General features: G+C 61.5%; 24 protein-coding genes, 1 tRNA gene and 1 rRNA gene. 17 read left to right on the top strand and 9 right to left on the bottom strand.

The window, feature by feature from the left end; translation table 11 throughout:
- From traN to EWH12_RS14855, 7 genes are read left to right on the top strand one after another with little or no spacing between them, the layout of a single operon-like run.
- A complete protein-coding gene (traN, locus tag EWH12_RS14885; protein WP_242496074.1) occupies positions 1-1,062 on the top strand; it encodes a conjugal transfer protein TraN in 1,062 nt (353 codons plus the stop codon).
- Complete coding sequence (locus EWH12_RS14880; protein WP_242496073.1) at positions 1,034-1,924, top strand: type-F conjugative transfer system pilin assembly protein TrbC; 891 nt, start codon at positions 1,034-1,036, stop codon at positions 1,922-1,924. The genes traN and EWH12_RS14880 overlap by 29 nt, the downstream gene beginning before the upstream one ends.
- Positions 1,896-2,492, top strand: coding sequence for a S26 family signal peptidase (locus EWH12_RS14875; protein WP_129927042.1), 597 nt, complete (start codon positions 1,896-1,898; stop codon positions 2,490-2,492). Before EWH12_RS14880 ends, EWH12_RS14875 begins: the two co-directional genes overlap by 29 nt.
- A complete protein-coding gene (locus EWH12_RS14870; RefSeq protein ID WP_129927041.1) occupies positions 2,489-3,370 on the top strand; it encodes a conjugal transfer protein TraF in 882 nt (293 codons plus the stop codon). Before EWH12_RS14875 ends, EWH12_RS14870 begins: the two co-directional genes overlap by 4 nt.
- A 35-nt stretch (positions 3,371-3,405) precedes the next feature.
- On the top strand, positions 3,406-3,969 hold the full coding sequence (locus EWH12_RS14865; protein WP_242496072.1) for a hypothetical protein: 564 nt from the start codon (positions 3,406-3,408) through the stop codon (positions 3,967-3,969).
- A gap of 46 nt (positions 3,970-4,015) precedes the next feature.
- Positions 4,016-5,440, top strand: a complete 1,425-nt coding sequence (locus EWH12_RS14860) for a conjugal transfer protein TraH (protein WP_129927039.1) — start codon at positions 4,016-4,018, stop codon at positions 5,438-5,440.
- An 8-nt stretch (positions 5,441-5,448) separates the two neighbouring features.
- Positions 5,449-9,213: a conjugal transfer protein TraG N-terminal domain-containing protein gene (locus EWH12_RS14855; protein WP_129927038.1), complete on the top strand. Its 3,765-nt coding sequence runs from the start codon at positions 5,449-5,451 to the stop codon at positions 9,211-9,213.
- A gap of 2 nt (positions 9,214-9,215) precedes the next feature.
- Here EWH12_RS14855 and EWH12_RS14850 read toward each other — a convergent pair whose 3' ends face one another.
- On the bottom strand, positions 9,216-9,614 hold the full coding sequence (locus tag EWH12_RS14850; RefSeq protein WP_129927037.1) for a hypothetical protein: 399 nt from the start codon (positions 9,612-9,614) through the stop codon (positions 9,216-9,218).
- Positions 9,615-9,805: 191 nt separating this feature from the next.
- On the opposite strand from EWH12_RS14850, the gene EWH12_RS22265 reads away from it, so the two are divergent.
- The 4 genes from EWH12_RS22265 (at position 9,806) to EWH12_RS14830 (ending at position 12,274) form a co-directional block, all read left to right on the top strand.
- On the top strand, positions 9,806-9,967 hold the full coding sequence (locus EWH12_RS22265; RefSeq protein ID WP_165363636.1) for a hypothetical protein: 162 nt from the start codon (positions 9,806-9,808) through the stop codon (positions 9,965-9,967).
- A 349-nt stretch (positions 9,968-10,316) separates the two neighbouring features.
- The gene (locus tag EWH12_RS14845; protein ID WP_129927036.1) at positions 10,317-10,622 is read left to right on the top strand and encodes a hypothetical protein; all 306 of its coding nucleotides are present in this window, start codon (positions 10,317-10,319) and stop codon (positions 10,620-10,622) included.
- Between the two features lie 171 nt (positions 10,623-10,793).
- On the top strand, positions 10,794-11,201 hold the full coding sequence (locus EWH12_RS14840) for a DUF4168 domain-containing protein (protein ID WP_129927035.1): 408 nt from the start codon (positions 10,794-10,796) through the stop codon (positions 11,199-11,201).
- Between the two features lie 644 nt (positions 11,202-11,845).
- Positions 11,846-12,274, top strand: a complete 429-nt coding sequence (locus EWH12_RS14830) for an NUDIX hydrolase (RefSeq protein ID WP_277986029.1) — start codon at positions 11,846-11,848, stop codon at positions 12,272-12,274.
- Here EWH12_RS14830 and EWH12_RS14825 read toward each other — a convergent pair.
- Positions 12,271-12,567, bottom strand: a complete 297-nt coding sequence (locus EWH12_RS14825) for a hypothetical protein (protein WP_129927033.1) — start codon at positions 12,565-12,567, stop codon at positions 12,271-12,273. The two genes, EWH12_RS14830 and EWH12_RS14825, sit on opposite strands and share 4 nt — an antisense overlap.
- A gap of 249 nt (positions 12,568-12,816) precedes the next feature.
- Here EWH12_RS14825 and EWH12_RS14820 point away from each other — a divergent pair, with 249 nt between their 5' ends.
- Entirely contained in the window at positions 12,817-13,422 is a 606-nt protein-coding gene (locus EWH12_RS14820) for a hypothetical protein (protein ID WP_129927032.1), read from the top strand.
- 136 nt (positions 13,423-13,558) lie between these two features.
- On the opposite strand, the gene EWH12_RS14815 is transcribed toward EWH12_RS14820, so the two are convergent.
- From EWH12_RS14815 to EWH12_RS14805, 3 genes are all read right to left on the bottom strand, one after another.
- Entirely contained in the window at positions 13,559-13,798 is a 240-nt protein-coding gene (locus tag EWH12_RS14815; protein ID WP_129927031.1) for an acyl carrier protein, read from the bottom strand.
- A gap of 82 nt (positions 13,799-13,880) precedes the next feature.
- Positions 13,881-14,189, bottom strand: coding sequence for an alkylphosphonate utilization protein (locus tag EWH12_RS14810; protein ID WP_422917736.1), 309 nt, complete (start codon positions 14,187-14,189; stop codon positions 13,881-13,883).
- Between the two features lie 23 nt (positions 14,190-14,212).
- Positions 14,213-14,476 carry a helix-turn-helix domain-containing protein gene (locus tag EWH12_RS14805; RefSeq protein ID WP_129927030.1) on the bottom strand — a complete coding sequence of 88 codons (264 nt, stop codon included), beginning with the start codon at positions 14,474-14,476 and terminating at the stop codon, positions 14,213-14,215.
- A gap of 112 nt (positions 14,477-14,588) precedes the next feature.
- Here EWH12_RS14805 and EWH12_RS22955 point away from each other — a divergent pair, with 112 nt between their 5' ends.
- From EWH12_RS22955 to EWH12_RS14785, 4 genes are read left to right on the top strand one after another with little or no spacing between them, the layout of a single operon-like run.
- Entirely contained in the window at positions 14,589-14,897 is a 309-nt protein-coding gene (locus tag EWH12_RS22955; protein WP_340640835.1) for a hypothetical protein, read from the top strand.
- Positions 14,894-15,112, top strand: coding sequence for a hypothetical protein (locus EWH12_RS14795; RefSeq protein ID WP_129927029.1), 219 nt, complete (start codon positions 14,894-14,896; stop codon positions 15,110-15,112). The genes EWH12_RS22955 and EWH12_RS14795 overlap by 4 nt, the downstream gene beginning before the upstream one ends.
- Complete coding sequence (locus EWH12_RS14790) at positions 15,109-15,774, top strand: YoaK family protein (protein ID WP_129927028.1); 666 nt, start codon at positions 15,109-15,111, stop codon at positions 15,772-15,774. The genes EWH12_RS14795 and EWH12_RS14790 overlap by 4 nt, the downstream gene beginning before the upstream one ends.
- Positions 15,771-16,577: a fused MFS/spermidine synthase gene (locus tag EWH12_RS14785; RefSeq protein ID WP_242496071.1), complete on the top strand. Its 807-nt coding sequence runs from the start codon at positions 15,771-15,773 to the stop codon at positions 16,575-16,577. The genes EWH12_RS14790 and EWH12_RS14785 overlap by 4 nt, the downstream gene beginning before the upstream one ends.
- Before the next feature lie 175 nt (positions 16,578-16,752).
- Here EWH12_RS14785 and EWH12_RS14780 read toward each other — a convergent pair whose 3' ends face one another.
- Together EWH12_RS14780 and EWH12_RS14775 are read right to left on the bottom strand one after the other, a co-directional pair.
- Positions 16,753-19,092, bottom strand: a complete 2,340-nt coding sequence (locus EWH12_RS14780; RefSeq protein ID WP_129927027.1) for a S8 family peptidase — start codon at positions 19,090-19,092, stop codon at positions 16,753-16,755.
- Between the two features lie 10 nt (positions 19,093-19,102).
- On the bottom strand, positions 19,103-20,089 hold the full coding sequence (locus EWH12_RS14775) for an AAA family ATPase (protein WP_129927026.1): 987 nt from the start codon (positions 20,087-20,089) through the stop codon (positions 19,103-19,105).
- Positions 20,090-20,347: 258 nt separating this feature from the next.
- Here EWH12_RS14775 and EWH12_RS14770 point away from each other — a divergent pair, with 258 nt between their 5' ends.
- Positions 20,348-22,042, top strand: coding sequence for a recombinase family protein (locus tag EWH12_RS14770; RefSeq protein WP_129927078.1), 1,695 nt, complete (start codon positions 20,348-20,350; stop codon positions 22,040-22,042).
- On the opposite strand, the gene EWH12_RS14765 is transcribed toward EWH12_RS14770, so the two are convergent.
- Both EWH12_RS14765 and rrf read right to left on the bottom strand, forming a co-directional pair.
- Positions 21,999-22,075: transfer RNA gene (locus EWH12_RS14765), tRNA-Met, on the bottom strand. The two genes, EWH12_RS14770 and EWH12_RS14765, sit on opposite strands and share 44 nt — an antisense overlap.
- 185 nt (positions 22,076-22,260) lie before the next feature.
- A 5S ribosomal RNA gene (gene rrf, locus EWH12_RS14760) occupies positions 22,261-22,363 on the bottom strand; the annotation flags it as partial.

The following is a 22,363-nucleotide window of genomic DNA, read 5'->3' as shown; positions in this document are numbered from 1 at the left end:
ATGCTGCTAATGACCAGCGCGCTGTTGTTTCCGGCGGTCGCGTCCGCGCAGCAGTTGTGCGCGGTCGACCTCGACGGCAATGGCGATGCCGCCGATGATGGCGAGACGGCGAGCTGTCATCTGACGGCATCGGGTGGCTGGATGTGCCCGATCGGCCAGACGATGTGCGAGGCCGACGTTTCGGGCGCCCTGCACTGCCCGCTCGGTGACCAATATAGCTGCGAGGTTCCTGCCAGTGGCGGCGCAGCGGCCTGCTCGGCCGATGCCTGCATCGACACCAGCGCCAACCCGATCGTCGACGATCCGGTCATCGACGATCCGGGTGTCGAAGCCGATGGCGGTGTCGATGCCGAGGGCAATTGTCTTGGCACGATCGAGATATTTTCCGGCCGCGCCGCACGTTGCCGTCCTGCCGGCCTCAAGACGACCTTCTCCAATTGCTGCAAGGACAAGGGTAAGATCGTGAAAGACGGCATGGGCGGTTCGATCTCGTCCATCTCGACCAAGATCGCGGTCGCCAAGGGCGTCTTCACCGGCATGAAAGCCGCCTACACCGCCTTTAAGGCAGGTGCGACCGCGAGCCAGGCGGCCAGCGCCGGCGCCAATGCGATCATCGTCGGGATCGATCCGACATCGATCGCGATCAGCCTCGCGGTCAATTTCATGATCGAGGTGCTGCTCCAGGGCTGCGACCAGCAGGACATGGAAGTGGGCATGCTGCGCGGCTCGGGCATGTGTCATGAGGTCGGCAGCTACTGCTCCTCGAAGATCCTCGGCATCTGCGTGCAGAACGCCCGCGGCCATTGCTGCTTCAACACCAAGCTTGGCCGGATCATCCAGGAACAGGGGCGGCCGCAGCTGAAGGCCTTCAGCGCCATTGGCTGGGGCACGCCGAAGAACCCCTATTGCCGGGGCTTCACGCCCGAGGAATTCCAGGCCCTCGATTTCTCGCGGATGGACCTCTCCGAATATTATGCGGACGTCGAAGCCCGCGCCCAATCCGAAATCCAGATCGACATGAAGGACAAGATCGATGCCTATATGCAGACGATCAGCAACTAGGCGCGCCCTGTTTCTCGCAGGGCTCGCCTGCGCGGCCAGGGCGGCAGGCGCGAACGAGCCGCCGGCCGCGACCGAACAGCCCCCGGGTGAGAACGCCCGCGCGCGAATTCAGGAACAGGGCGAGGCGGCGATGAAGCGCGTGAAACGCGCCGCCGGCAAGGCGAATGCCACGTCCGCCCCCTGGCCCGTTCCGCCTGCTAGGCCCGACGCCGCAGCGCAGCACCGGGCCTTCGAGGGGCTCAAGGCGCGCAGGAACGATCCGGATATGGAGAAACGCGCGCAGGCCGATATCGCCGCCGCGCGCGAGCGCCTTGCGGCCGAGGGCGACGCTGCCAGTCGCCGGATTGCGCAGGCACTCGGACTGGAGCAGCCGGAAGCGGCGGCGCTGGCTGGAGTGGTATCGCCCGGTACGGGCAAAAACTGGGTGCCGGTCCTGTTCGTGTCCTCGTCGATGCCGATCGAGACGTTGCGCACCTATGCCGGGCAGCTTGAGCGCGCCGGAGGGGTCATGGCGTTTCGCGGAATGCCGGGCGGGATGCGGCAAGTGGCGCCGATGGCGAAGCTGTCTGCCGCCATCCTGCGGCGCGATCCAGGCTGTGAAGGGCCGGCCTGCGCCATGCGGGACGTGCAGCTGATCGTCGATCCGCTGGTCTTCCGGCAACATGGCGTCGCCCGGGTTCCCGCGCTGGCGATGATCCCCGGTGATCCGACGCTCCCCTATTGCGAGCGCGACGAGGCGAGCCCTCGCGGTGCGCATCTGGTTCAGGGCGATGCCGCCTTGTCCGGGCTTCTCGAGGAATATGGCCGCCTCGGCGGCAGGGAGGAGGTGCGGGATGCTCTCGCTCATCTGGCACGGCGGTAAGCGCGCCTGGCGTGAACTGAAAGACCTGCCGCTGCGGGCCGCCGTAGCGCTGGGCGCGAGCGGCCTTGGACAACCGGCGCGGCCCGCGCAGCTCTTCAAGGCCTATGGAATCGTGCTGCCGATCGGCCTTTTCGCTTGGGTAACGATGCCGCAGATCACCCTGGTCATGACGCCGTCGATCGATGCCTGGGTGGTGCACCGCTCTTCCGGGCCTGTGCATCGCGGCGACCTCGTCTCCTTCACGCTCGCCGATGCGATTGCCGGCCCCAGGCCTGTCGCCGTCACCAAATATGCGCTGTGCATGCCCGGCGACCAGATCGTCATGGTCGATAAGCCCGCAAGTCTCGGCCTGGGCCGCAATGGCTGGTATTATTGCAACGACAGGTTGGTGGGCGTCAGCAAGCCTGCGACGCGCAGCGGCAAGGCGCTCAACCACTGGCAGCCGGCCAGCCCCAATATTCCGGAAGGCATGATCTTCGTCGGGTCGAGCCATCCCGACGGATATGACAGCCGCTACTATGGCCCGGTCGCCATCGATCGCCTCACCCGGATGGAGAAGCTGCTGTGAAGCGGCTCGCTGTGATCGCAGGCGCGGCCCTTCTCCTGGCAGGATCGGCAGCCGCGCAATCCACGGGCGCCGCGGATCGCGAAGCGCGCGGCTATTGGTGGTATCAGGCACCGCCCAAGGCAGAGCAGGAGAAGCCCGATCCTGACGCTCTGGTGAAGCCGGTAATCCCGCCTATAGCCGAACTGGCGACCTGGACGCCGCCGAAGATCCGCACACTGATCGAGCAGCAGCGCGACTATGCGGCGACCGTGCTCACCGTCGATGCCGTCGCCGATTTCTGGCGCCTGCAGGATTTTGCGCGGCGCAAGGCCCGCGCCTTCGCCGGCGTCACCCAGCTTGCCATGCTGACCCATCCCGAGCTCAATGCGAGAGCCGCCAATCCTTTGGTCGGCGAGGCCCGCGATGCGCTCGGCGCCCAGAAGGACCAGGTGCGCCGCCAGTATCTGCGCGCGCACGCGGGAGAGTTCGCGCTTGTGATGTTCGCCCGCACTTCCTGCGGTTACTGCAAGGTGCAGTGGCCGATCGTGCAGCGCTTCCAGGACGAAATGGGCTGGCAGGTGAGCCTCATGGACCTCGACCGCAAACCCGAGCTTGGCCAGCGTTTCGGGGTCGAAGTGACGCCCACCACCATGGTCATTCGCAGGAACAGTGCCCAGCGCATGGTGATCGCCGCCGGGGTCGAGACTTATCCCAACATCGCGCAGATGGCCTATCAGGCGGTGCGATTGCTGAGCGGTGATATCCGGCCCGAGCAATGGCTGACCGGCGCGGGCGAGGAGAACGGGTTCTTCGACGCGCTCGCCAATGGTCCGGTGTCGTCCACCGATCCGCGCGTTCTCGGCGGTGATCTCATCGATGCAAGAGAGCCCAGGCCGTGAGGCGCCACGGGCGAGTTCGGCTCGCGACGATGCTAATGATCCTGGGCTCGCTAGTGCTGCCGGCGATGGCCGATGCGCAGCAGGTGAGTCGGGAGGTCGCGATGCGGGCGGCAGTCCATCCGGTATCGACACCCGCCGACATGCGCCTGTGGCTTTCCCGTGTACCGGTGACGCGTGACTTCCCCCCCGACTTCCAGACCATGCTACGCAGCCAGGCATCGCTTTATGTGATCGAGATCAGCACCGCGCCGGGCTGCCTGCCCTGCGGCGATCTCTGGGCAAAGCTCCAGGCATTCCGCACTCACTACGGGTGGCAGGTTCGAACCATCGGCGCGCAGGAGGCGATGCTGCGGTCGGGACGGCTCGGTCTCCCGTGGGTCGGCAACCCGGTCGCATGGGTGCGCCCGCTAAGCGAGCCGAACCGCATGGTGCCCATTGCGATCGGCACCGATCACGAAGCCAATATCGCGCGCAATGCCTGGCTTGCCGCCCGGATGCTCACCGGCGCCCGGGCTGCTGTCGGCGTGCGTGCCATGTCGAAATTCACCGGGATCGTCGGCGTGAGGGCGCCGGCCTCCTCCAGCCCGAAGGGACGCTGATCATGGCGGGGCGGCGTCACCCTTCCTCCTCATCAGGAAGCCTGCCATGGGACATTATCTTCGTCGTTCGACCCTTGCCCTCTGCCTGATCGCCGCCTCGTGCGGACATGCGGTTCCAGCGCATGCGCAAAGCTGGGCCGAGAGCTGGTTCGACAATGTCACCTACACCTCGCCGGGCAGTTTCGAGGACCAGACCCGCGGCTATGTGACCGCGGGCGGCATGTCGGGCCGGGTCGATGTCCATGACGATTATCTGATGAGCCTCACCTTGCCCAAGGTGAAGGCGGGCTGCGGCGGCATCGACATGTTTCTGGGCGGCATGTCGTTTCTCGACCCCGACTATCTTGTCCAGAAGCTGGAGACGATCCTCCAGGCCGCGCCGGCGGTCGCCTTCCAGTATCTTCTTGAAACGCTGGACGAGAAAATGGGGAATATCCTCTCGAAGATGGAGGCGGCGACCAATTTCCTGAACTCGATCCAGGTGAACGACTGCCGGCTCGCCAACCGCATGGTCCAGATCGCCAAGGGCGACGACAACATGTCCGGCATCGTCGAGGAGATGACCGGCTACAAGTCGATCCGCGAAGGCTATGCCAATAGCTGGCAGCAGAGCCGCGAGAAGATCCAGGCCAACAAGGGCAATCCGACCGAGGATCTGAAAGATGCGCTCGCCAATTGCCCGGCGGAGGTCACGGACATTTTCAAGACCGGCTCGCTGCTCGCGCATGCCGCCGCGCGGGTCGGCGCGTCCGACTGGGCCGGCGTCATGCGTGCCCGGGTGGGTGACGTCTACATGCGCTGGGATGCGAACGACAAGGTGCCGATCTTCTCGGCCATTCCCGCCTGTCCGCGCCAGGATACCGAGAGCGCCGACGACTTCCTGACCGGCCGCGTCCCGACCCGCGCGCTCAACATTCCCGCGACCGCCGCGGATTGCTCGGTGAACGGCGCCGGGCGCGGCGCTCTGGTGCTGGCGCGGGAAAGGATGGAGACGGTCGCGGCCAAGATCCGGACGCGCGCGGCGCTGACCACGGAGGAAAAGCAGTTCGTCGCCAATGTGCGGACCCTGCCGGTCTATCGTCTTCTGGAATGGGGCGTGCGGCAGGGGCTGACCGACAGCGTGATCGCCGATACCGACGAACTGGTCGCGCTCACCCTTGCCTATCAGATGCTCAACGACCTCACCCGGTCGATTGACTTCGCGCTGCAGAATGCGGAGCGCGGTGCAACCACCGCGGGCGCCGCCGATGCCGAGAACACCAACATCTGCCAGACCCGCATCCTGACCAAGGGCATCGAGCAGTTGCGCGAGTTGCGCGACGAGGTTCTGCGCCAGCGCGCGCAGATGCGCCAGTCCTACATGGCGGCGATGAGCCAGGCGAACCTGTCGGCGAGCTATGCCGGCGTCGTGCGCCAACGCGACCGGGATGCCCGCGACGCCGCGGGCGCCAATGCCAATCGCAACCGGTGAGGATCGTCATGCGCCGCTTCATCCGCTTCCTAGTCGCTCTCCTGGGCTTTCTGAGCGCCACGCCCGCACTGGCGATCGATGCCAGCTATCACACCTGGGACGGTTTTTCCGAAACGGTCGATGCCTTTCACCTCGTCGCCATGATCTTCAGCGATCCGCGCTACGAGACGCTGGTCGTGATCATCGCGGTGGCCGGTATCGCCATGGGCGCGATGCTGGCGAGCATCAAGGGTTCCGGCATGGGGCTCGTCGCCTTCGGATTCCAGATGCTGATCGGCATCGGCTTGTTCGTGGGAATGATCGCCACGACGGGCACGGTCCACATCTATGACCGGGTGCGCAACGCCTACCAGCCGGTCGGAGGCGTTCCCAATCTCATCGTGTTGGTCGCAGGCGTCACCAACCTCATGGAGCGCGCGCTTGCCGAGACGATCGACGACAACACGACCGATCCGGGCGCGAAGCTGGAGTTCGGTGCTGGCGGTCATGCCTTCGATCTGTTCCTGAACGCGGTCAGTCCGCGCAGTCCGATCGTCGACACCTTCCTTGATGCGACAGTGAAAGACTATGTGCGGCAATGCTATCCGGTGGCGCGTGTTTCGCCCGCCTATGGCGTCGATGACGATCAGCTCTTCCGGACCTCGACCGACCTTCCCGCCTCGTTCGCGGCGATGGCCGGCCCGGCGACATTTTCGACAGTCTATACCGCAAGCGACAAGGCCGGGACGACGATGAGCTGCGATGCGGCCTGGGGTTATATTGCGGATCGGTTGGCTGACAGCACGTTGTTCGACGCCTATAGCGACCAGGTCTGTGCCCGTACCGGCTTCGACGTGACCCAGGCAACCCAGCGTGACCGCTGTCGCCAGCAGATCGACGCGCTCGGCGACATGATGCTCGGGCAATCGATGAGCCGACAGAAGTTCCTGACAAACGTCCTGCTGGGACAGACCGTCGGCGACGTCCTGTTCGAGGACTCCCCGGCGGCGACCGCGCGGGTGATGGCGAACCGGGCGATCGAATCCAACGGCCTGGCGACGCTCTCGACCGCCAATGAGTGGATGCCGACCATTCGCGCCTCGGTCTTCGCCATCATGCTGATGATGATGCCGATCGCGCTGCTCTTCATCCTGACGCCGATCAACCTCAGGGTCGCGAGCTTCGCATTGGGGCTGTTCGTGTTCGTGGCGCTCTGGGGCGTCATCGACGCGGGTATCTATCAGTTGACCCTGGGGCGGGCGATGGACGTGCTGGCGGAGTTGCGCGCCACCAATGTCGCGGCCGACAGCTGGATCCTCGCACCATCGGCCGCGATGAAAGCGCTCGCCATCTTCGGCTCGTTCCGGACCGCGGCGGCAGGTCTTGCCGGCGCCTTCGTGTTCACTGTGTTCCGCTTCTCCGGCAATATGTTCACTGCCTTCACCTCAGGCATGCTCGGCGTGCAGGGTCAGGGCAGCATGGCGGCGGCGACGGTGGGCACCAGCGAGGGCTATGCCTCCGCGCTCGAAGCGCAGGCTTCTGCCAGCGGTACCCAGACGCGGCGTTCGGCTTCGTCAGGGTTTGGCGATTTTGGCGAGCGCAGCAGCTTTGGCCTCGACCGGGCGTTTGGGGCCGCCGGAACCGTCATGGGCGAGCACGGCGGCGGCGCGGCGGGGACTGCGGCATTCGGCTTGGGGCGGACCGATGCGGCGCGGGAACTGGGCGGCCTGTCCCCTGCGCTTGTCGGACGGGATCTGAGCGATCCTGCCATCGCGCGCGCGATACGCAGCAATGCCGCAACGACAGCGATCCATGGTTTTGCGCAGAGCGACGCGCTGCGTAAACTCGGCACGAGCTACTTTGGGGAAGGGCAATCCGGAGAGCGGGCCTTTGCCGCTTTTGCGCAGAACATGGTGCAATGGAAGGCGTTCGGCGACCAACGTGCCTATGACATGATGCAATCGGGTGCCCAGCGGCATTTCGAGCGCAACGGTTATGATGCCAGGGATGCCGCTCTGAAGGCGTCTACAGTGATCGGGCAGGCAAGCGCCGATCCGACCTTCGCCAAGATCACCGCCAATGCCTTCGATCAGGAACAGATGCTGCGCAACGATTTGACCGCAGCGCAAACGCAGGTCGGCGCGATGGAAGGGCGGCGCGACTATGCCGGCGACAGGGTGGCCGCCGTAGAACGCGGCAACGTCGCGACCGAGCAGGCGCATCGGACAGGTGGCAATCAGGGGCAGCGGCAGGCGGCCGCGATGCTCGGGCTTTCCGTCACCGAGACCAGCCGGCGCATCGGATTCATCAATGCGTTGTCCGGCGAGGCGCGATCGACGGCGATCAGCCAGCTGTCGCGTTCGACCGGGCGCAACGAGGCACAGGTGCTGCGCGCGCTGGAAAGCTACAATGCCGCGGTTCAGGTCGGCACGGCCGATGGTGCGACCGCAGAGGCGGCACGGGAGGGTACGAGCGTCTATGGGCGCACGAGGGAGGCTGCCGGCTATGATTTTGCAGAACGCTCGGGCAAGCTCGACGCCCAGCGGGAGAGCGGTCCCGACGGCGTGCGCAGCAATGCGCAGATCGGCGAACAGCGGCGACAGGCCGACAATGCCGGCTTTGCCGAAGGCGCGGCGGCGGCGGGCGTATCGGTTCGTGAGGCCGCGCGGCTTGATTCCTTTATCCGCGCGCTCGCCGGCACCGCCGGCAACCAGGTCGATATGGCCGAAGGCGGCGCGGAAGGGGTCGCCGACCGCGCCCGCAACGAGCGGCTGACGGGGATCGTCGACAAGGAGCGTCTCACCCGTACGCAGGCGCTCCTGCGTGCGCATGGCGTCGAGATGTCCAAGCGACAGATCGCGATGAGCCAGAATGGCGATGTCAGCCTCAACCTGACACCGGAGCTTGCGGCGCAGATGTGGCGCGGCGGCCTCATCAACGAGGGCCAGCTCGGTGCGATCGCCAGTGGCGGGCACGCGCGCTTCAGCTTCGCGCACAATGACCTGCTGGTTTCCAGCAGCACCGGGTTCAGCCAGTCGGCGCGCAATGACACCAGCACGCGGTTCGAGGCCGGCAAGCAGGCGGGCCCCGATACGATTGAGCATTTCCTGGGCAGCGGCGCCGAGGGTCAGGCTGCCATGGCCAATTGGCTTCGCGGTGGGTTCGAGATGGATCGGCGCGGCAACTGGCGGCTCAAGCCGCAGGTCGCCGATACGCTCGAGCGCGATGTCACCGCGATCATGGTTCAGACCGGATGGCAGCGGTCGCTTTCGCGGTCGGCGGAGCACTCAACCGCGGACAGTCAGAGCATCTCCGGCGATCTCACGGCTTCAGCATCGCGCGGCGTTGGCTCCGGCAGCAAGGGCAGCGACGAAAAAGATGGCGATGGCGCCAAGAGCGGTGTTGCCAAGAGCAGTGCCGCAGGTTCGTTGACCGGCAAGTTGAGCGCCGACATTTCCGATCGCGGTATTGCGGCCGTCTCTGCGCGCTCTTCAGTCGACATTGTAAACTATGATGTTCGGGAGGCCATCGCATCCGCAGAGAAAGCCGCAGCTCGTTCCGGCCGTCCCGAACAGACTTTTGCCCAGGAACTCAGCGAGAAGGTGCTTGGAAACGATGGTCTGCGAAACCGGTATTTAAGACAGGCGGATGCTGGCCGTGGCACAGTCGATGTCACGGGTCCGGTCATGTCAATAGAGCAGTCGTCAATCCTGAGTTCCGGACGGCTGTTTCTTGATCGCGACAATGGAATGGAAGACGGCGATCCGAGCTTTAAAGAGCGGCGGGATCCATGATGTCAGTCCTGGATCACGCCGATATGGCGAAAGTGGATATCGCCCGATCGAGGGTCGGATGGATCGGTATAGGGATCGATCCCCGTTCTTTGCGAAGGCGGTCCCGGCGTTATCACCCATTCCCCGCATGCGACCTTCGCCTTGAGGAAGCCATATCCCAGCACTGCAATGACAGTGATCGGATTGAACACGAAGATCAGCAGCACCATCGTGTTGGCAAGAGGGATGTTCAGCTGATCGTAGGGGACAGTGATCATGAATTCGTGGCCGAGCCAGTAGAGCAGCGTCAGGGCCAGGTAGAGCTTGGCATACCAGGGACGCCAAAACCAATCCGCAGCACGCGGAGACGGTGCTTGCGGGGCTGCCCCGTCCGTCTGATCAGGTTCGTTAACTTCCTGCATGAGCAGAGCCTTTCCGGAAAGAAGATTAGCACGGATCACGATTGGGCAAAACCTCCAGCTGCTATTGTCCGCTCCGACGAAGCAGCCCGCTCATGCGATTTCCCCCTCCCCGCTTTTCTTCCTCCTCTCCTGGCCACTCAGTTCCCAGTATCCATTCCGGCCCATTTCGCGCACGGACAGGATGCGCGGCCATGAAAACCAAGGCGCGCCGGTCTGCAGACAGACCGAAAATCTCTCCTGAGGCAGATGCCGCGATCATACGCCTTGCCCGGCTGCTGGGACGTCAGATCGCCCGCGAGCTTCATGAAGAGCGTGTTGCGAAGGAAACGAAAAGCCCGGAACAGCCACCTTGAACTGTGTCGGGCAGTCCAAATGCTTTGCATCTGTGTGGCCTCTTGCCCTCCGACGGCAGCTTTTATGGTATGGATCCGGGGGCCGGCAGGCAAAGCAGGGAACAACTATGAAGAGTACGAATGAACGCCTGACGGCATTGAAACACGCGATGAAACAAATGACAACGGCGAGACCAGATATGCGGTAGCGGGAAAGCTCCGCGAACTGGGCTATATCGACTGGGCGGATTTCTGTGACGGTTCACCGCCGGCCAAGCATATCGCCGAACTCGAAGCTGTGTTCGGTCTGTGATCCGGCCTGGACGCGCGAAGCAAGCGCATGGATATGGAGGGATGAGGAGGTAAGGACGTGAAGGCAATCCATGAGAATCTCGAGGGTCCGATGGAGATCCAGGAGGACATGGCGCTCTATGGCATGGTGACCGGCGGCGCGACGTTATGCAGCGGCCGACGGCTTATTCTCCACGGCACGATTGCCGGTGATCTCAAAGTCCAGAAAGGCGCCCGCGCCATTGTCCGGGGAACTGTCGCTGGCCGTATTTACAACGATGGTGGTCGGGTCGAACTCTTCGGGATGGCGGATGCGATCGCCAACGCTTCGCAAGACGCCGTGACGATCATCGACCCTGGGGCGCATGTGATGGGGAAACGCTGACAATCGCAGGCGGAATGGCTGAGCGCGAGCAAAAGGGCGCATTCGAGAATTCCTGCGCGGAGGCGAGCACTAGTCGTCTTGTCCTGTTCGAAGCACCGCGGGTCCATAAAGGGGTTGGATTAAGGGCGCGAGAGTATGAACCTTGTTGTTCAGCCTCTACGGAAAGAACCAATGATGTTCACTCAATCGATCAAACCGGCCTGGGCCATCTGCGCTGTAGTTCTTCTTGGCAGCATCGGGATTGCCCGCGCACAGGATTCAACCAGTCCGACTGTTCCGCCCGCTGCCTCGCCACCGGCGCCGGCGCCGGCGCCTTCCGCCCCTGGACAAGCAGCGAGCTTTACGGACGCGGAACTTGAACAATATGTGAAGGCTGCGCTGTCGGTTCAGAAGATCCAGCAGGACACTGCGATACCCGAAACGGATAAGCAGACCAAGATGGCGGCCGCCGTGCAGGGTGCGGGGCTGACACCGGAGAAATTCAACCAGATCGCCACGGCTTCCCAGGCAGACACGGCCCTTCAGCAGCGCATCCAAGCGGTCGCAACCAAGATTCAGGGCGGGGCTGCGCCTCAGTAGGGTATGCTGGCGAGTGGTATTGCAGGTGCGGGCCATCCTATGATCGCGAAAAGAACCATATCGAAGATTTGCCGGAGAGGTTGCTGACAGAGGACTCGCCTCGCAGCACGGAAATGTTCAATGCGACCAGATTTTCCATTTTGCTGGATGAACCGGCACGCTCCTCATCGCTCAGCCGTAACCTGGGATGGTCTTAACTATGTCGGCACGTGCCGTCATTGCGGTGCTCCCATTCGCCGGCGAGCGCATCGCTTATGGCGCCGGGACTGGTTGGGCGAAGAGCCCTGACGAGCTGCATAGCAGCAACGGGATTCGCGCCTGTCAGAAAGGTCAGCGCGGATAGCGAGATCGCCTAGGTCGCAACCATTTCGGCAAATGGCGACGAAGAAGTTGGTCGGATCCTTGCGGAAGCGATGGAAAAGGTCCGGAATGAGGGTGTGATCACGGTCGAAGAGGCCAAAAGTCTGGCGATCGAACTCGAGCCGGTTGAGGGCATGCGCTGCATGCACCCGCCCGACAGATAGCCGAAAATGCGGGTGAAGGAGCCTCCCTTAACCATAGTGATCGCATCCATGTTTCAAACCGGCTCATGGACACGGCACCGAATTATGACAGTTTCGTGAAATCACTGTCATGAGCGTTGAATGCCCTCCCGAGTTACAGCCTTGCCATACAGATACACTCCATCCGGCGTCCTGGAGGTGCTTCTGGTAAAGTCCCGGCGGCGGGGAAGATGGATATTGCCCAAAGGAAAACTCGAAGCGAATGAGCACGGCCATGAACGTGCTGCGCTGGAGGCCCGCGAGGAAGGGGGCGTCGAAGGCGACATCAGCGCAACGCCTCTTTTTCGATCAAGGATCTTCGATCCCAGCCAACCGAAGATCTATCCTCTTCTGGTGACCACGGAGCTTGACGTCTGGCCTGAAATGGCAGTTCGCGAACGCGCGTGGATGACCGTGCCTCAAGCCGTTCGGGCTGTAAGCGGCGACCGCCTTCAGCGCGTCCTTGATATCTTTCCCTCCGAGATTACCGCGCATGCAGCAGGCCCGGCCCACACGGTCGAAGCGCTTTAGGGCAATGGGTCGAGCAATGTTAGAATTGCCCCGCGCACTGCGGCGATGGCATCGACCGCCGGCTCACGATAACCCTCCCAGGCATGCCCGGATGGCGTGATCGCTTTTGCCACCTCCTCGATTATTAGCTCTTCAGGAATAAGGGCAGCTTTTATGATTGCTTCGGCGACCCTGGAAATCCGGAAGCTGCCCTCGATCTGAACCGAGGTGCCCTCCTGTCCCACATATTGCGGATCAAGCTGGTATCTTACGTCTGCTACAGCTGCATCTGCGATTCGTTGCCGGTAACCCATGGGACTATGATGCTCGGATCGACGCGCGAAGCCAAGTGCGTCGCAGCGGCACTTGCTAGGTTGCTTGGGATGCGGTCACGGAATGCAGCTGGAAAAGCGTGACAAGGATACGCCACTCCCCTCGGCAGGTAAAACGATGGCCTGGCTTTACGTCGCCGCATGGCCGACTTTTGCTCCGCCGTTCACATAAGGGCGACCGCGAAGCTGAAAGCGCGGTTGAGGCTGTAAGTATTCTGCGAGAGAACTGATATGCTCGCGGTCGAACGCGTAACCGACGATGGGGCCATGATGTCGCAGACCCGACTGAGATTGGTGGAGCCGGCTCGGGATGTTTCCATTCTCGCGCTTGAAGCGTGGCATGTCATTTCCTCGCGTACCCGCAATTGCCTGGGACAGTTGAACAGGCCCACAGAGCCGGCATCGACCGTGGCTGGTGTTCGGATTGAAAATATGCAGCTCAGCGACCTGTCGCATTGCGAGCGAGTGGATCTGTTTCGGCTCCCCAACCTGGGCCGCGTATGCTACTGCGAGATCGCAGCCGTCATGGACTGCTACGGTTGGCGTTTTCACGATCGCTGGACGGGTGAGCCGCAACCTCCGGCGCTGGAGCTTTTAGGTTCCTCCCTTCCTCGTTATCTGCGCATGATCAGACAGAGTGCGGCAACACGTGCGGAGAGATTTAAGCTTGGCGAAACGATGCTGAAGCTTTGCCACGAGGACGGGATGAGCGGTGCGGAGATCGGAAAGCGCTTTGGGGTTACTGCCGCTGCGGTCAATGCAGCGATCCAGAAGACCCGAAGGGTCAGGGATCTGCGAGCGCGCCTGCCACTGCCATCATGCGCACAAGCGTCGTGATGCGTCAGATTGAAATCAACACCAGACATACTTGAGCCGCAGACTCGAGCCGGAAAAGTAGATGCGACGATTGTATGAGGACAGAGTGCCATTTCCATTCCGTCACCCCTGGCTGAGAACAGGTGCCTGGAGAAGATCAGGTACGGCCGGCTGCTTCCACATAACGAATTGCATCCTGCACGGTTTTGATGCCTTCAACATCTGCATCAGGGATGGCTATACCGAAGTCATCTTCCAGCGCCATGACCAATTCCACAACATCCAGGCTGTCGCCCCCTAGATCTTCGAGGAAACGAGCTTCGGGAGTGACCTGATCCGGATAGACGCCCATATGTTCGATGACGATCTCGGTTATGCGTTCGGCTATATCGCTCATAATACCCCTGCCTTTGGTATCCGATGCGGGAGCGGACGATCATTGGTTCATCAGCTCCGAGTTTTACTCCAACCCTGTGCGATCAGCGCTTACGGACAAATTCCGCACGCAGCACGAGGCCCTTGATGCCGTCGTGCCGGCAATCAATTTCCTGCGCATCCCCGGTCAGGCGGATCGATTTGATGACGGTACCGCGCTTGAGCGTCTGGTTCGCGCCCTTTACCACCAGATCCTTGATCAGCGTCACGCTGTCGCCATCCGCCAGCAGATTGCCGACGGCATCGCGAACCTCAACACGCTCCGCTTCCGCGCTACGATGCGCCACGTCAGCGGCGCTCATCCATTCGCCGCTCGCTTCATCATAAACATAATCGTCGCTCTGCTGCATCATCTAATCCTTGCTCTTGTTTGTTTTCAGCGTTGGTCCGAGGGCGCGTCCCGCAACCGTACGCCACGACCCATGCCCTGGCTGGGCGCGTTGTCGCCAATGAGTTCGATACCGGCTCGCTCCAGTGCTGAAATGACCCTGACAAGCGAGTCCACGACTCCCCGCACCTGCCCACCGGACGTTTCCATGCGCTGAATGGTCGGCAGCGATACGCCGGCGAGCGCCGCCAGTTCTTTCTGGTCGACCCCAAGCAAGGCGCGCGCCGCTCGCAGCTGCTGTGATGTAATCATCCCCCTTTATGATGCTTCACACATCAGAGTTCAATCTTACAAATTGATGATGCATATGTTAGGTGAGCGTTCGTGTTCATGCGCCTTCGTTCGTGAACCGGGGACGTGAGATGTGAACTGCCTGCTGAGCGATGAACCCCGATTTATGAACGAAGGCGCATCGACGGTTCGAATCTCAGAGGCTGCGTTGAGTATAAGGAATGATTCAGATGGATTGGCCCCGATCGAGGGCGCAGACATGCCCGATGCCGCGCGCGGAGAAGCCATTCACAGGCTGCTCAAGCGGTTACCGCAATGGCTGCGTTCCGATCTGGCCTCTCCGGATTCATTACCCCGCGAACGGGCGGAAGAGGCGCTGTTTGCGATGACCATGGCCTGCCTCGGAACCGTGGATAGCCCACAGGCAGGCGAGGTGTCATGAAGCTGGGAGAGCGATTCAGGGGGTTCCTTTTGCTCCAGAACATGATGCTGAAGGATTTCATCCGACATGGCCTGGCTAATCGATCGCTCGCAACTGAGGACGCCGCGCGCCTGAACCAGGTAGCAAGCCTGAATCTCCAGGAAATTGCCCGGTGGGACAGCGATCTTTCGAGTGGCGGCGCGAGCAAGCCGTTTGGTAAAGATCACGCCGAATGAACCGGTATGGCCGGAAAATATGGGGGCTTGCAGCGTGTTTCGCCGCTCTTGCAGGCTATGTCGATGCCTTGGGCTTCCTCTATCTCGGAGGCTTTTTCGTCTCCTTTATGAGCGGCAACTCGACGCGGCTTGCGGTCGGCCTGAGTACGCATTTCGCGGACGCCGCGACGGCGGCCGGATTGATCGGGTCGTTTGTGGTCGGCGTCATGCTGGGTTCGTTTTGTGGCCGTGTCATTCAGCGTTCCAGGCATAGTGCGCTGATATATCTCATCGCGGTAATGCTATCGGTGGCGGCGCTCCTCGCCATGTTCGGCGCCAATTGGGCAGCCGCCGCCGTGCTGGCGATGGCGATGGGCGCGGAGAACGCGCTCTTCGAGCGCGATGGAGAGGTCCAGATCGGCCTCACCTATATGACTGGCACGCTTGTGAAGTTCGGGCAGCACCTGCTTTCCGCGTTGATGGGCGGCAATCGCTTCGGGTGGTTGCCCTATCTGTTGCTGTGGATTGGCCTGGTAACGGGCGCCATCCTGGGTGCGCTAAGCTATCGGGTTGTTGGGCACTCAGCGATATGGGTCGCCGCAGGCGCGGCGCTCCTTTTGGCATCATGGCTTCATCACCGGCCAGTCCCCTTCGCAACTCCTATTAAGAAAGCGGGCAAATGACTGACGGATCCGCGCTCTCTGCAGACGTCGATCTCGATGTGTTTCACGATCTCGTCCTTGGCTTGCGCCTCGAACGCCCAGAGCCTGGCTCGGATCTTCCTGATCGCTATGAGAGTGCCGGACATATTTCGGTTTCGCTGGAGGCCCCCTTCGGTCCAACCGGTCCGATGCTGCTTCGCTTTGGAGACATACTGTCGCTCTTGTTCGGCTGGTCAACCGTTCAGAGCGGCATGCGGGTCAGCGATCCCGATCATCTTCTGTTCGATTATACCCGCGTGATGATGGGGTTCAGGCTGTTCAGGGCAGCGCCAAAGCAAATCGAGATGATTGGCCTAGGCGGCGGATCGCTTGCCAAGGCGTGTTATCGCTCGCTTCCGGATTGCGACATCACGGTGATCGAGATCGATCCGGAGGTGATCGCCCTGCGGCAGCAATTCCACATCCCGCCGGACGATCACAGATTTCGCGTCATATGTGCCGATGGCGCCGACTATCTCGCCGCGTCGGCTGGCAAGCCTGATATTCTGTTCATCGACGGATTCGACAGCGAAGGCCTTCCCTCAACGCTTAGTCAGCAGGCCTTTTATGATAACTGCCGCGCACGTCTTGGCCCTGATGGCCTGCTGGTCGCCAACCTCTGTGACAATTCCATGGCCTTCGCGACACTCGTTCGTCGCATAGCCGCAAGTTTCGATGGCCGTGCAATCGCAATTCCAGCGGAACGAAGAGGCAATCGTGTCGTCTTCGCCAGTTCCGAAGCCAGCTTTCCGCCGTCGGTAGAAATAATCGACGGTGCGGCCTAACGTCTTGGCCTTACCGATATGGTAAATTACTCGATCAAGGCCAGGCGGATCAAGCCGGCACTACGCCGCTGGATTTTGAAGAATCCGCAGAGGCAAAATTTTCCGAACCTCTGCTAACTACCCGATCAGACAGATATAGAATGTGGGCGAGTGGCATAGGGACCAACCGTCGATATCAGAGCCGCACGCGAGCGCGTTGCCGGAGTCGCTCATAGAGCGCGACTTCCGCTTCATGCGATATCTCCACGGTGACTGCGAAATCTTGCTGCCCGGCGTCTCCCGCCCACCCTCCTGCACATCGCACCACCAAATAATAGGTGTCCCCATAGGTGCTGATGTCGCGTGAGAAGGTCACGGCTGCGGTTTGCAGGCTCGACTTCTCCCGAAGGGTCGAACTAGGCAAAAGTTTGCAGTTGAAGCGCGACGCCATGTCGGGGACAGCGCCTTCCGCCGCCGTTCGCCGACGGAAATGCTCGAAGATATCTTCTGGCGCGCAACCGCGAATGAGCCGGAAGTTCATTGAGACGCCGTTGTAATCCAGTCGACTGTGCCGCACCGGCGGATCGTAAGCGAGACTGATCCGGATCGTGCGTCGCCCTCGTTCGGTCTGGAATGGTTCAGGAATCGGAATCTGATAGACCGCGAAATGATCGATCGACAGGGTATCCTCGGCGTAGAGAACAACGCGCGCATCGTCGGAGAAAGCCGCCCGCTCACTGTCCACTCGGCCATAGCCGCACAAGGCCCGCTCTGCCGCGTCACCAAGACCCGCGAGACGCCGTGTGGTCTCGTCCGGGATGGACGCACTGCCAGCCAGGAGCGCGCGCACGAGATTGGCTGAAGCATCGGGAAAGCGGGCCAAAATCTGGCTGGCCTTGAAGGCTACCAATGGCGCCGCATGTGACGTACCTGAGCGGGCCGCAAACAACCGATCGACCGGGCGGTAATGAAGCGACATGATACCGGCCTCGGGGCGAACTTCGCCGCCTTGCAAAGAAGCGGTAGGCCCGTCGTAGATCAGGGTGCCGCCGACGTCGGTGAAATCCGGCTTGATCGCGCCACGCACTCCCGGTCCTGCGCGGGAGAAAGGCGATGGCTCGAACATATCGGTGATAGGCCGCACCCCAACATTGTCTTGGGCGCGTCGACTAAGTCCATTGCCATGCGCGATCGCTCCGACTGTCACGATATTCATGCCGCCGGCCGGCTCACACAATCGGTTTGCATCCTCCATCAGATAGGCCGGATAGTCGGTGACGGCTTCCTCGATCCGCATTCCTCGCCGCGGTTGCCGGTTTCCTGCGGCAACGACAATGACGACATCAAGTTCGCGAACCAACTCATCGAGCGTCTGCGCCCATGGACCAACCTTGCCACCTTCAACCACCTTGGTACGATCGCCCAATGCGATGACGAAGATGCGGCAGCCGAACTCCTCATTCAGCCGGGTGATGGCTTCACGCATGAGGCGCGGGACCAGGCGACTGCTAGGGAAATTGCCAGAGTTGTCGATGACTTTCGCCGAACAGAGCCGGGCCTGGCGCACCAAACTCTGGGTGCCGAGTTGGGCACGCAGATCTCCGAAAGTAGCAATCCCTCCGACGAAGGTCCCATGGCCATGATCATCCGCAGTGCCCAGAATATCGGGAATAGCGATAGAACCGACGATGATATCCTCAATCAGCGGATGGTCGTTCACCCCGCTATCGATGATGCCGATGAGCGGCGCGTCATCGTCGAGTGCGTCCGGCTCCGGAAGTTCGGCGAGGGTTTGGTCGATATGTTGCGCGGTGAGGAGATCGGGTTCTGGGGGAAAATCCACTTCCGCGATCTCCTCGATCGTCAGTAGTGTTCGCACAAGCCCACCATCGCAGCGTAGTCGGACCAGAGTCAGATTAGGGCCGATATGCCGGTCGAGTTCCTCGCCTTCACGGGCCTCGGCATAGGCCACGATATCGTCGATCTTGCGCTCGCGCAGTTCGCGGCGCCCGAGATCCCATAGCTCGATATCGACGACATAGGATTGGCCCGGCTGGAAGTCCTCGACCTCGACCAGCCCAGCTTCTCGCGCGCGCATGCCAATCCGATCTCGCGGGGCCACTTCGTCGATCGATTCAATATTGGCGATGAACCCGGCGAAGGAGGGGTTTTGCTGCCCTGCCGGAGTACCTCTGCCGTAGTTCTCCAGCTTGCGGCGGAAAGCGATCAGTTCATCACCGGTCGAGAACAGAACCAGTGTACGATCCTCGTCGATCGAGAGGACCGTGAGTCCGACCTTGTTCCATTCCTCTTCGAGCAGCGGCCCACTCATCTGGACCCGAAGGATCAATGCGGGATCGACGGCATCGGCGCGGCGTCGACGTTGCTGAACCGCAACTGCCTGATCGAGTTCCTGGGCTAGACGATCGCTATGCCCACCAGGATCGCGTGCCGGCGGCGGTCCACCGCCCCCGGTTTTTCGGCGCGGCATCCGCTCGGGCAAGCGGACGAGCTGCAAATGATCATATTGCGCCACTGGGGGCGGATCAGGCAGTGGTCATGCGTGAAGTCCGGCGCCGGCGGCGTCGCTCGTCGGCAATAGCATCCAAAAAGTCCCTCTCCCTGACGAGTTTTCTTTTATCAATGATGGATGCCTTGATCGCCTGAAGGCACATCCGTTCCAGTTCAGCGTAGGAATAGCCCTCAAGCTCGGCAAGATGCGCTTCTGGCTCGAAGCTCACGGCAACATTTCTGAAACGCATTTTGAGAAAGCGCGCGATCATCCTCGTGTCAGGGCGATCAAACCAGATCACCTCGTCGAAGCGGCGCCAGATGGCCGGGTCGAGCGATTGGTCGAGATTGGTGGCAGCGACCACAAAACCCTTGGGTTGAATCCGGTCGATGAAGATTAGCAGGCTGTTGACGACGCGCCGCAGTTCATTGTGCTCGCCATCCTCGTCACGTGCTCGGGCCAGGGCATCGAATTCGTCGAAAAACAGCACGGAAGGCTGTTTGCGGGCAAACTCGAAAATCTTGCGGACGTTGGTCGCCGTTTCTCCCAGATAGGAGGAGATCAGCCGATCAAGCTTTACGATGTAGAGAGGCAACCCCAGCTCGCCGGCGAAGATCTCTGCGCACAGCGTTTTGCCGCAACCGGGCGGTCCGCAGAAGAGAAGCTTTGATCGTACGGCAAGACCCCGCCTGCGGATCGAGTCCGCCGCTCTGGATTCACGCAGCAGCCCAAGAAAAATACGGATATTTTCCGGAGACAGGATAATGTCCTGCTTGTCGTGCTTCGGCTCAACCAGTTCGACGAAATCACCCGCTGCTTCCGGAAACGGAATGAGCGGCGCTAAGGCTTTTGGACGGGAAGAACGGGCCGGGCCGGCATCGAGCGAGCGGCGAAGCGAACGAGCCAGGACGCGGTTGTTCTTCTTCTCCTCTTCGCCGATAATTTCCTCGGCGACGGCGCGGAATTCCTCCTCGCGCCCGTAGCTCGCCAGCAGCTTTTTCATCAACTCACCGCGCGCCATCGTTCCTTGCCGTAAATTTGCTCCAAGGGAGCATAGCCGGTTTACGGAATTTCGCCATATGTTCCGGTAAGCCTCAGGCTCTTTTCCAGAACAGCGGATTTCCAAGCGACGTGGAGCCATTGGCAAGGCAGGGATGGGAATTGCTCCCTTCCGGGGCCGCCAGGGGCATCAGATGGGACGAGTGCTTTGGCCGCAACCAGCGCATATTTGGCCTGCAAAGCAGATCATGTTACGTTTCCTTCCATCCAGGAGACAAAAATGACCCGCGCAGCGCTTTACGCCCGCTATTCCGATGACAAGCAGAGCCCTGCTTCCATTGAGGATCAGTTTTTGGTCTGCCGCGAACAGGCTGCTCGCGAAGGTTGGCGCATCGTCGGCAGCTACAAGGACGCCGCAATCTCGGGGGCGAGTGTCATCCTGCGGCCCGGTATTCAGGCGCTGCTCCAGGACGCCCAGATGGGCCGCTTCGATGTGCTGCTCGCGGAAGCTCTTGATCGCGTGTCGCGCGACCAGGCCGATGTCGCGACATTGTACAAGAACCTTCAGTTTGCGGGCGTGCAGATCGTTACATTGGCTGAAGGCGAGGTTTCCGAACTGCATGTCGGCCTCAAGGGCACGATGAACGCCCTCTTCCTTAAGGATCTTGCCAAGAAGACCCATCGTGGCCTTCGCGGGCGTGTCGAAAAGGGCAAATCAGGCGGGGGCCTTTGCTACGGCTATGACGTCGTGCGTCGTTTCTCCAGCGAAGGTGAGGCAGTTCACGGCGAGCGCACCATCAACGACGCTGAAGCGGAAGTTGTACGTCAGGTTTTCCGGCAGTTTGCCAATGGCCTCAGTCCGCATGCGATTGCCTGCCGCCTCAATGAAGCGGGGATAGCCGCACCGACCGGCAAGCTCTGGACATCGACCACGATCCGGGGTCACGCAAAGCGTGGCACGGGCTTGATCAACAATGAACTCTATATCGGCAAGCTGGTCTGGAACCGGCTTCGCTATCTGAAGAATCCGCAGACCGGCAAGCGTGTCTCCCGTATCAATCCGCAGTCCGAGTGGATCGTTACCGACGTGCCTCATCTGCGGATCCTGGACGACGAACTCTGGCAGGCCGCAAAAGCGCGACAGGAAGATATCGCGATCCAGTATGCCGGCGTCATCGAAGCGACGCGTTCGGCGCACAATGCGATGAACAGGACTCATCGCCCGAAGAGCCTGCTGTCGGGCCTTGTCTACTGCGGCTGCTGCGGCGGGTCTTATACCCTTCGCGGGCAGGGGCGGTTTGCATGTTCGAACCACATAGACACGAGAAGCTGTTCCAATGGGCATAGCATTGCGCGCGACAAGCTGGAGGCGCGCGTTCTCGACGGTCTTCGTGACCGGTTGATGAGTCCCGAAGTAGCGGCCGAAGCCATTCGTACCTGCGTTGAAGAAACCAATCGCATCAATCGCCAGCGTCGCGCGACAGACAGCGCAGATCGGGCTGAGCTCGACAAGGTCCTCAAAGCTATCAAGGGACTGGTGACGCTCGCAACGGAAGGCAAGGGAACGCGCTCGCTCGTCGATCAACTGCTCGAACTCGAGGCGCAGGAAGACGCCATTCGCGCGCGGCTTGCCGCGGCTCCCGCCGATGTACCGGACATCCATCCGAATATCTCGGAGATCTATCGCCGCAAGGTTGAGCGGTTTGCGGAAGCCCTGGCGCATCCGCAGGAGCGGCAGGAGGCGGCCGACGCGCTGCGCGCGCTCATCGAGCGCATCGTTCTGACGCCCGGCGCCAAACGGGGCGAGGTCAACGCCATGCTGCACGGCGAGTTTGGCACCATCTTGGAATGGCTGGAACGGCGCAATTGCGCCAATGCCGACAGCCCCCCCGATGCTTTCGCATCAGGGGGGCCCGGTATGTCGGTTTCTGTGGTTGCGGGAGCAGGATTTGAACCTGCGACCTTCAGGTTATGAGCCTGACGAGCTACCGGGCTGCTCCATCCCGCGTCACCAACATGGGCTGCGTTTTGCAGCCTGCGAAGCATTTTTGCTTGTCATCCCGCTTTTGCGGTCTGACGGCGGGCTGCTTCATCCCGCGTCACCAACGGTAAAAGGGCGACCTTTTGGGTCGCCCTTTTATGAGACGTTATGAATGGGTTTTATGTTTGTCCGATATATGCGCGAGCTTCAATGCCTGGCGACGCCCTACTCTTCCAGTGCTTGAGCAATAGTACCATCGGCGCAGACTGGTTTCACGGCCGAGTTCGGGATGGGATCGGGTGGGTCACAGACGCT

Source organism: Sphingobium cupriresistens (genome assembly GCF_004152865.1).
GTDB classification, from domain to species: domain Bacteria; phylum Pseudomonadota; class Alphaproteobacteria; order Sphingomonadales; family Sphingomonadaceae; genus Sphingobium; species Sphingobium cupriresistens.
The sequence above is the reverse complement of the archived record's forward strand: the minus strand, read 5'-3'. Positions and strand labels throughout refer to the sequence as shown.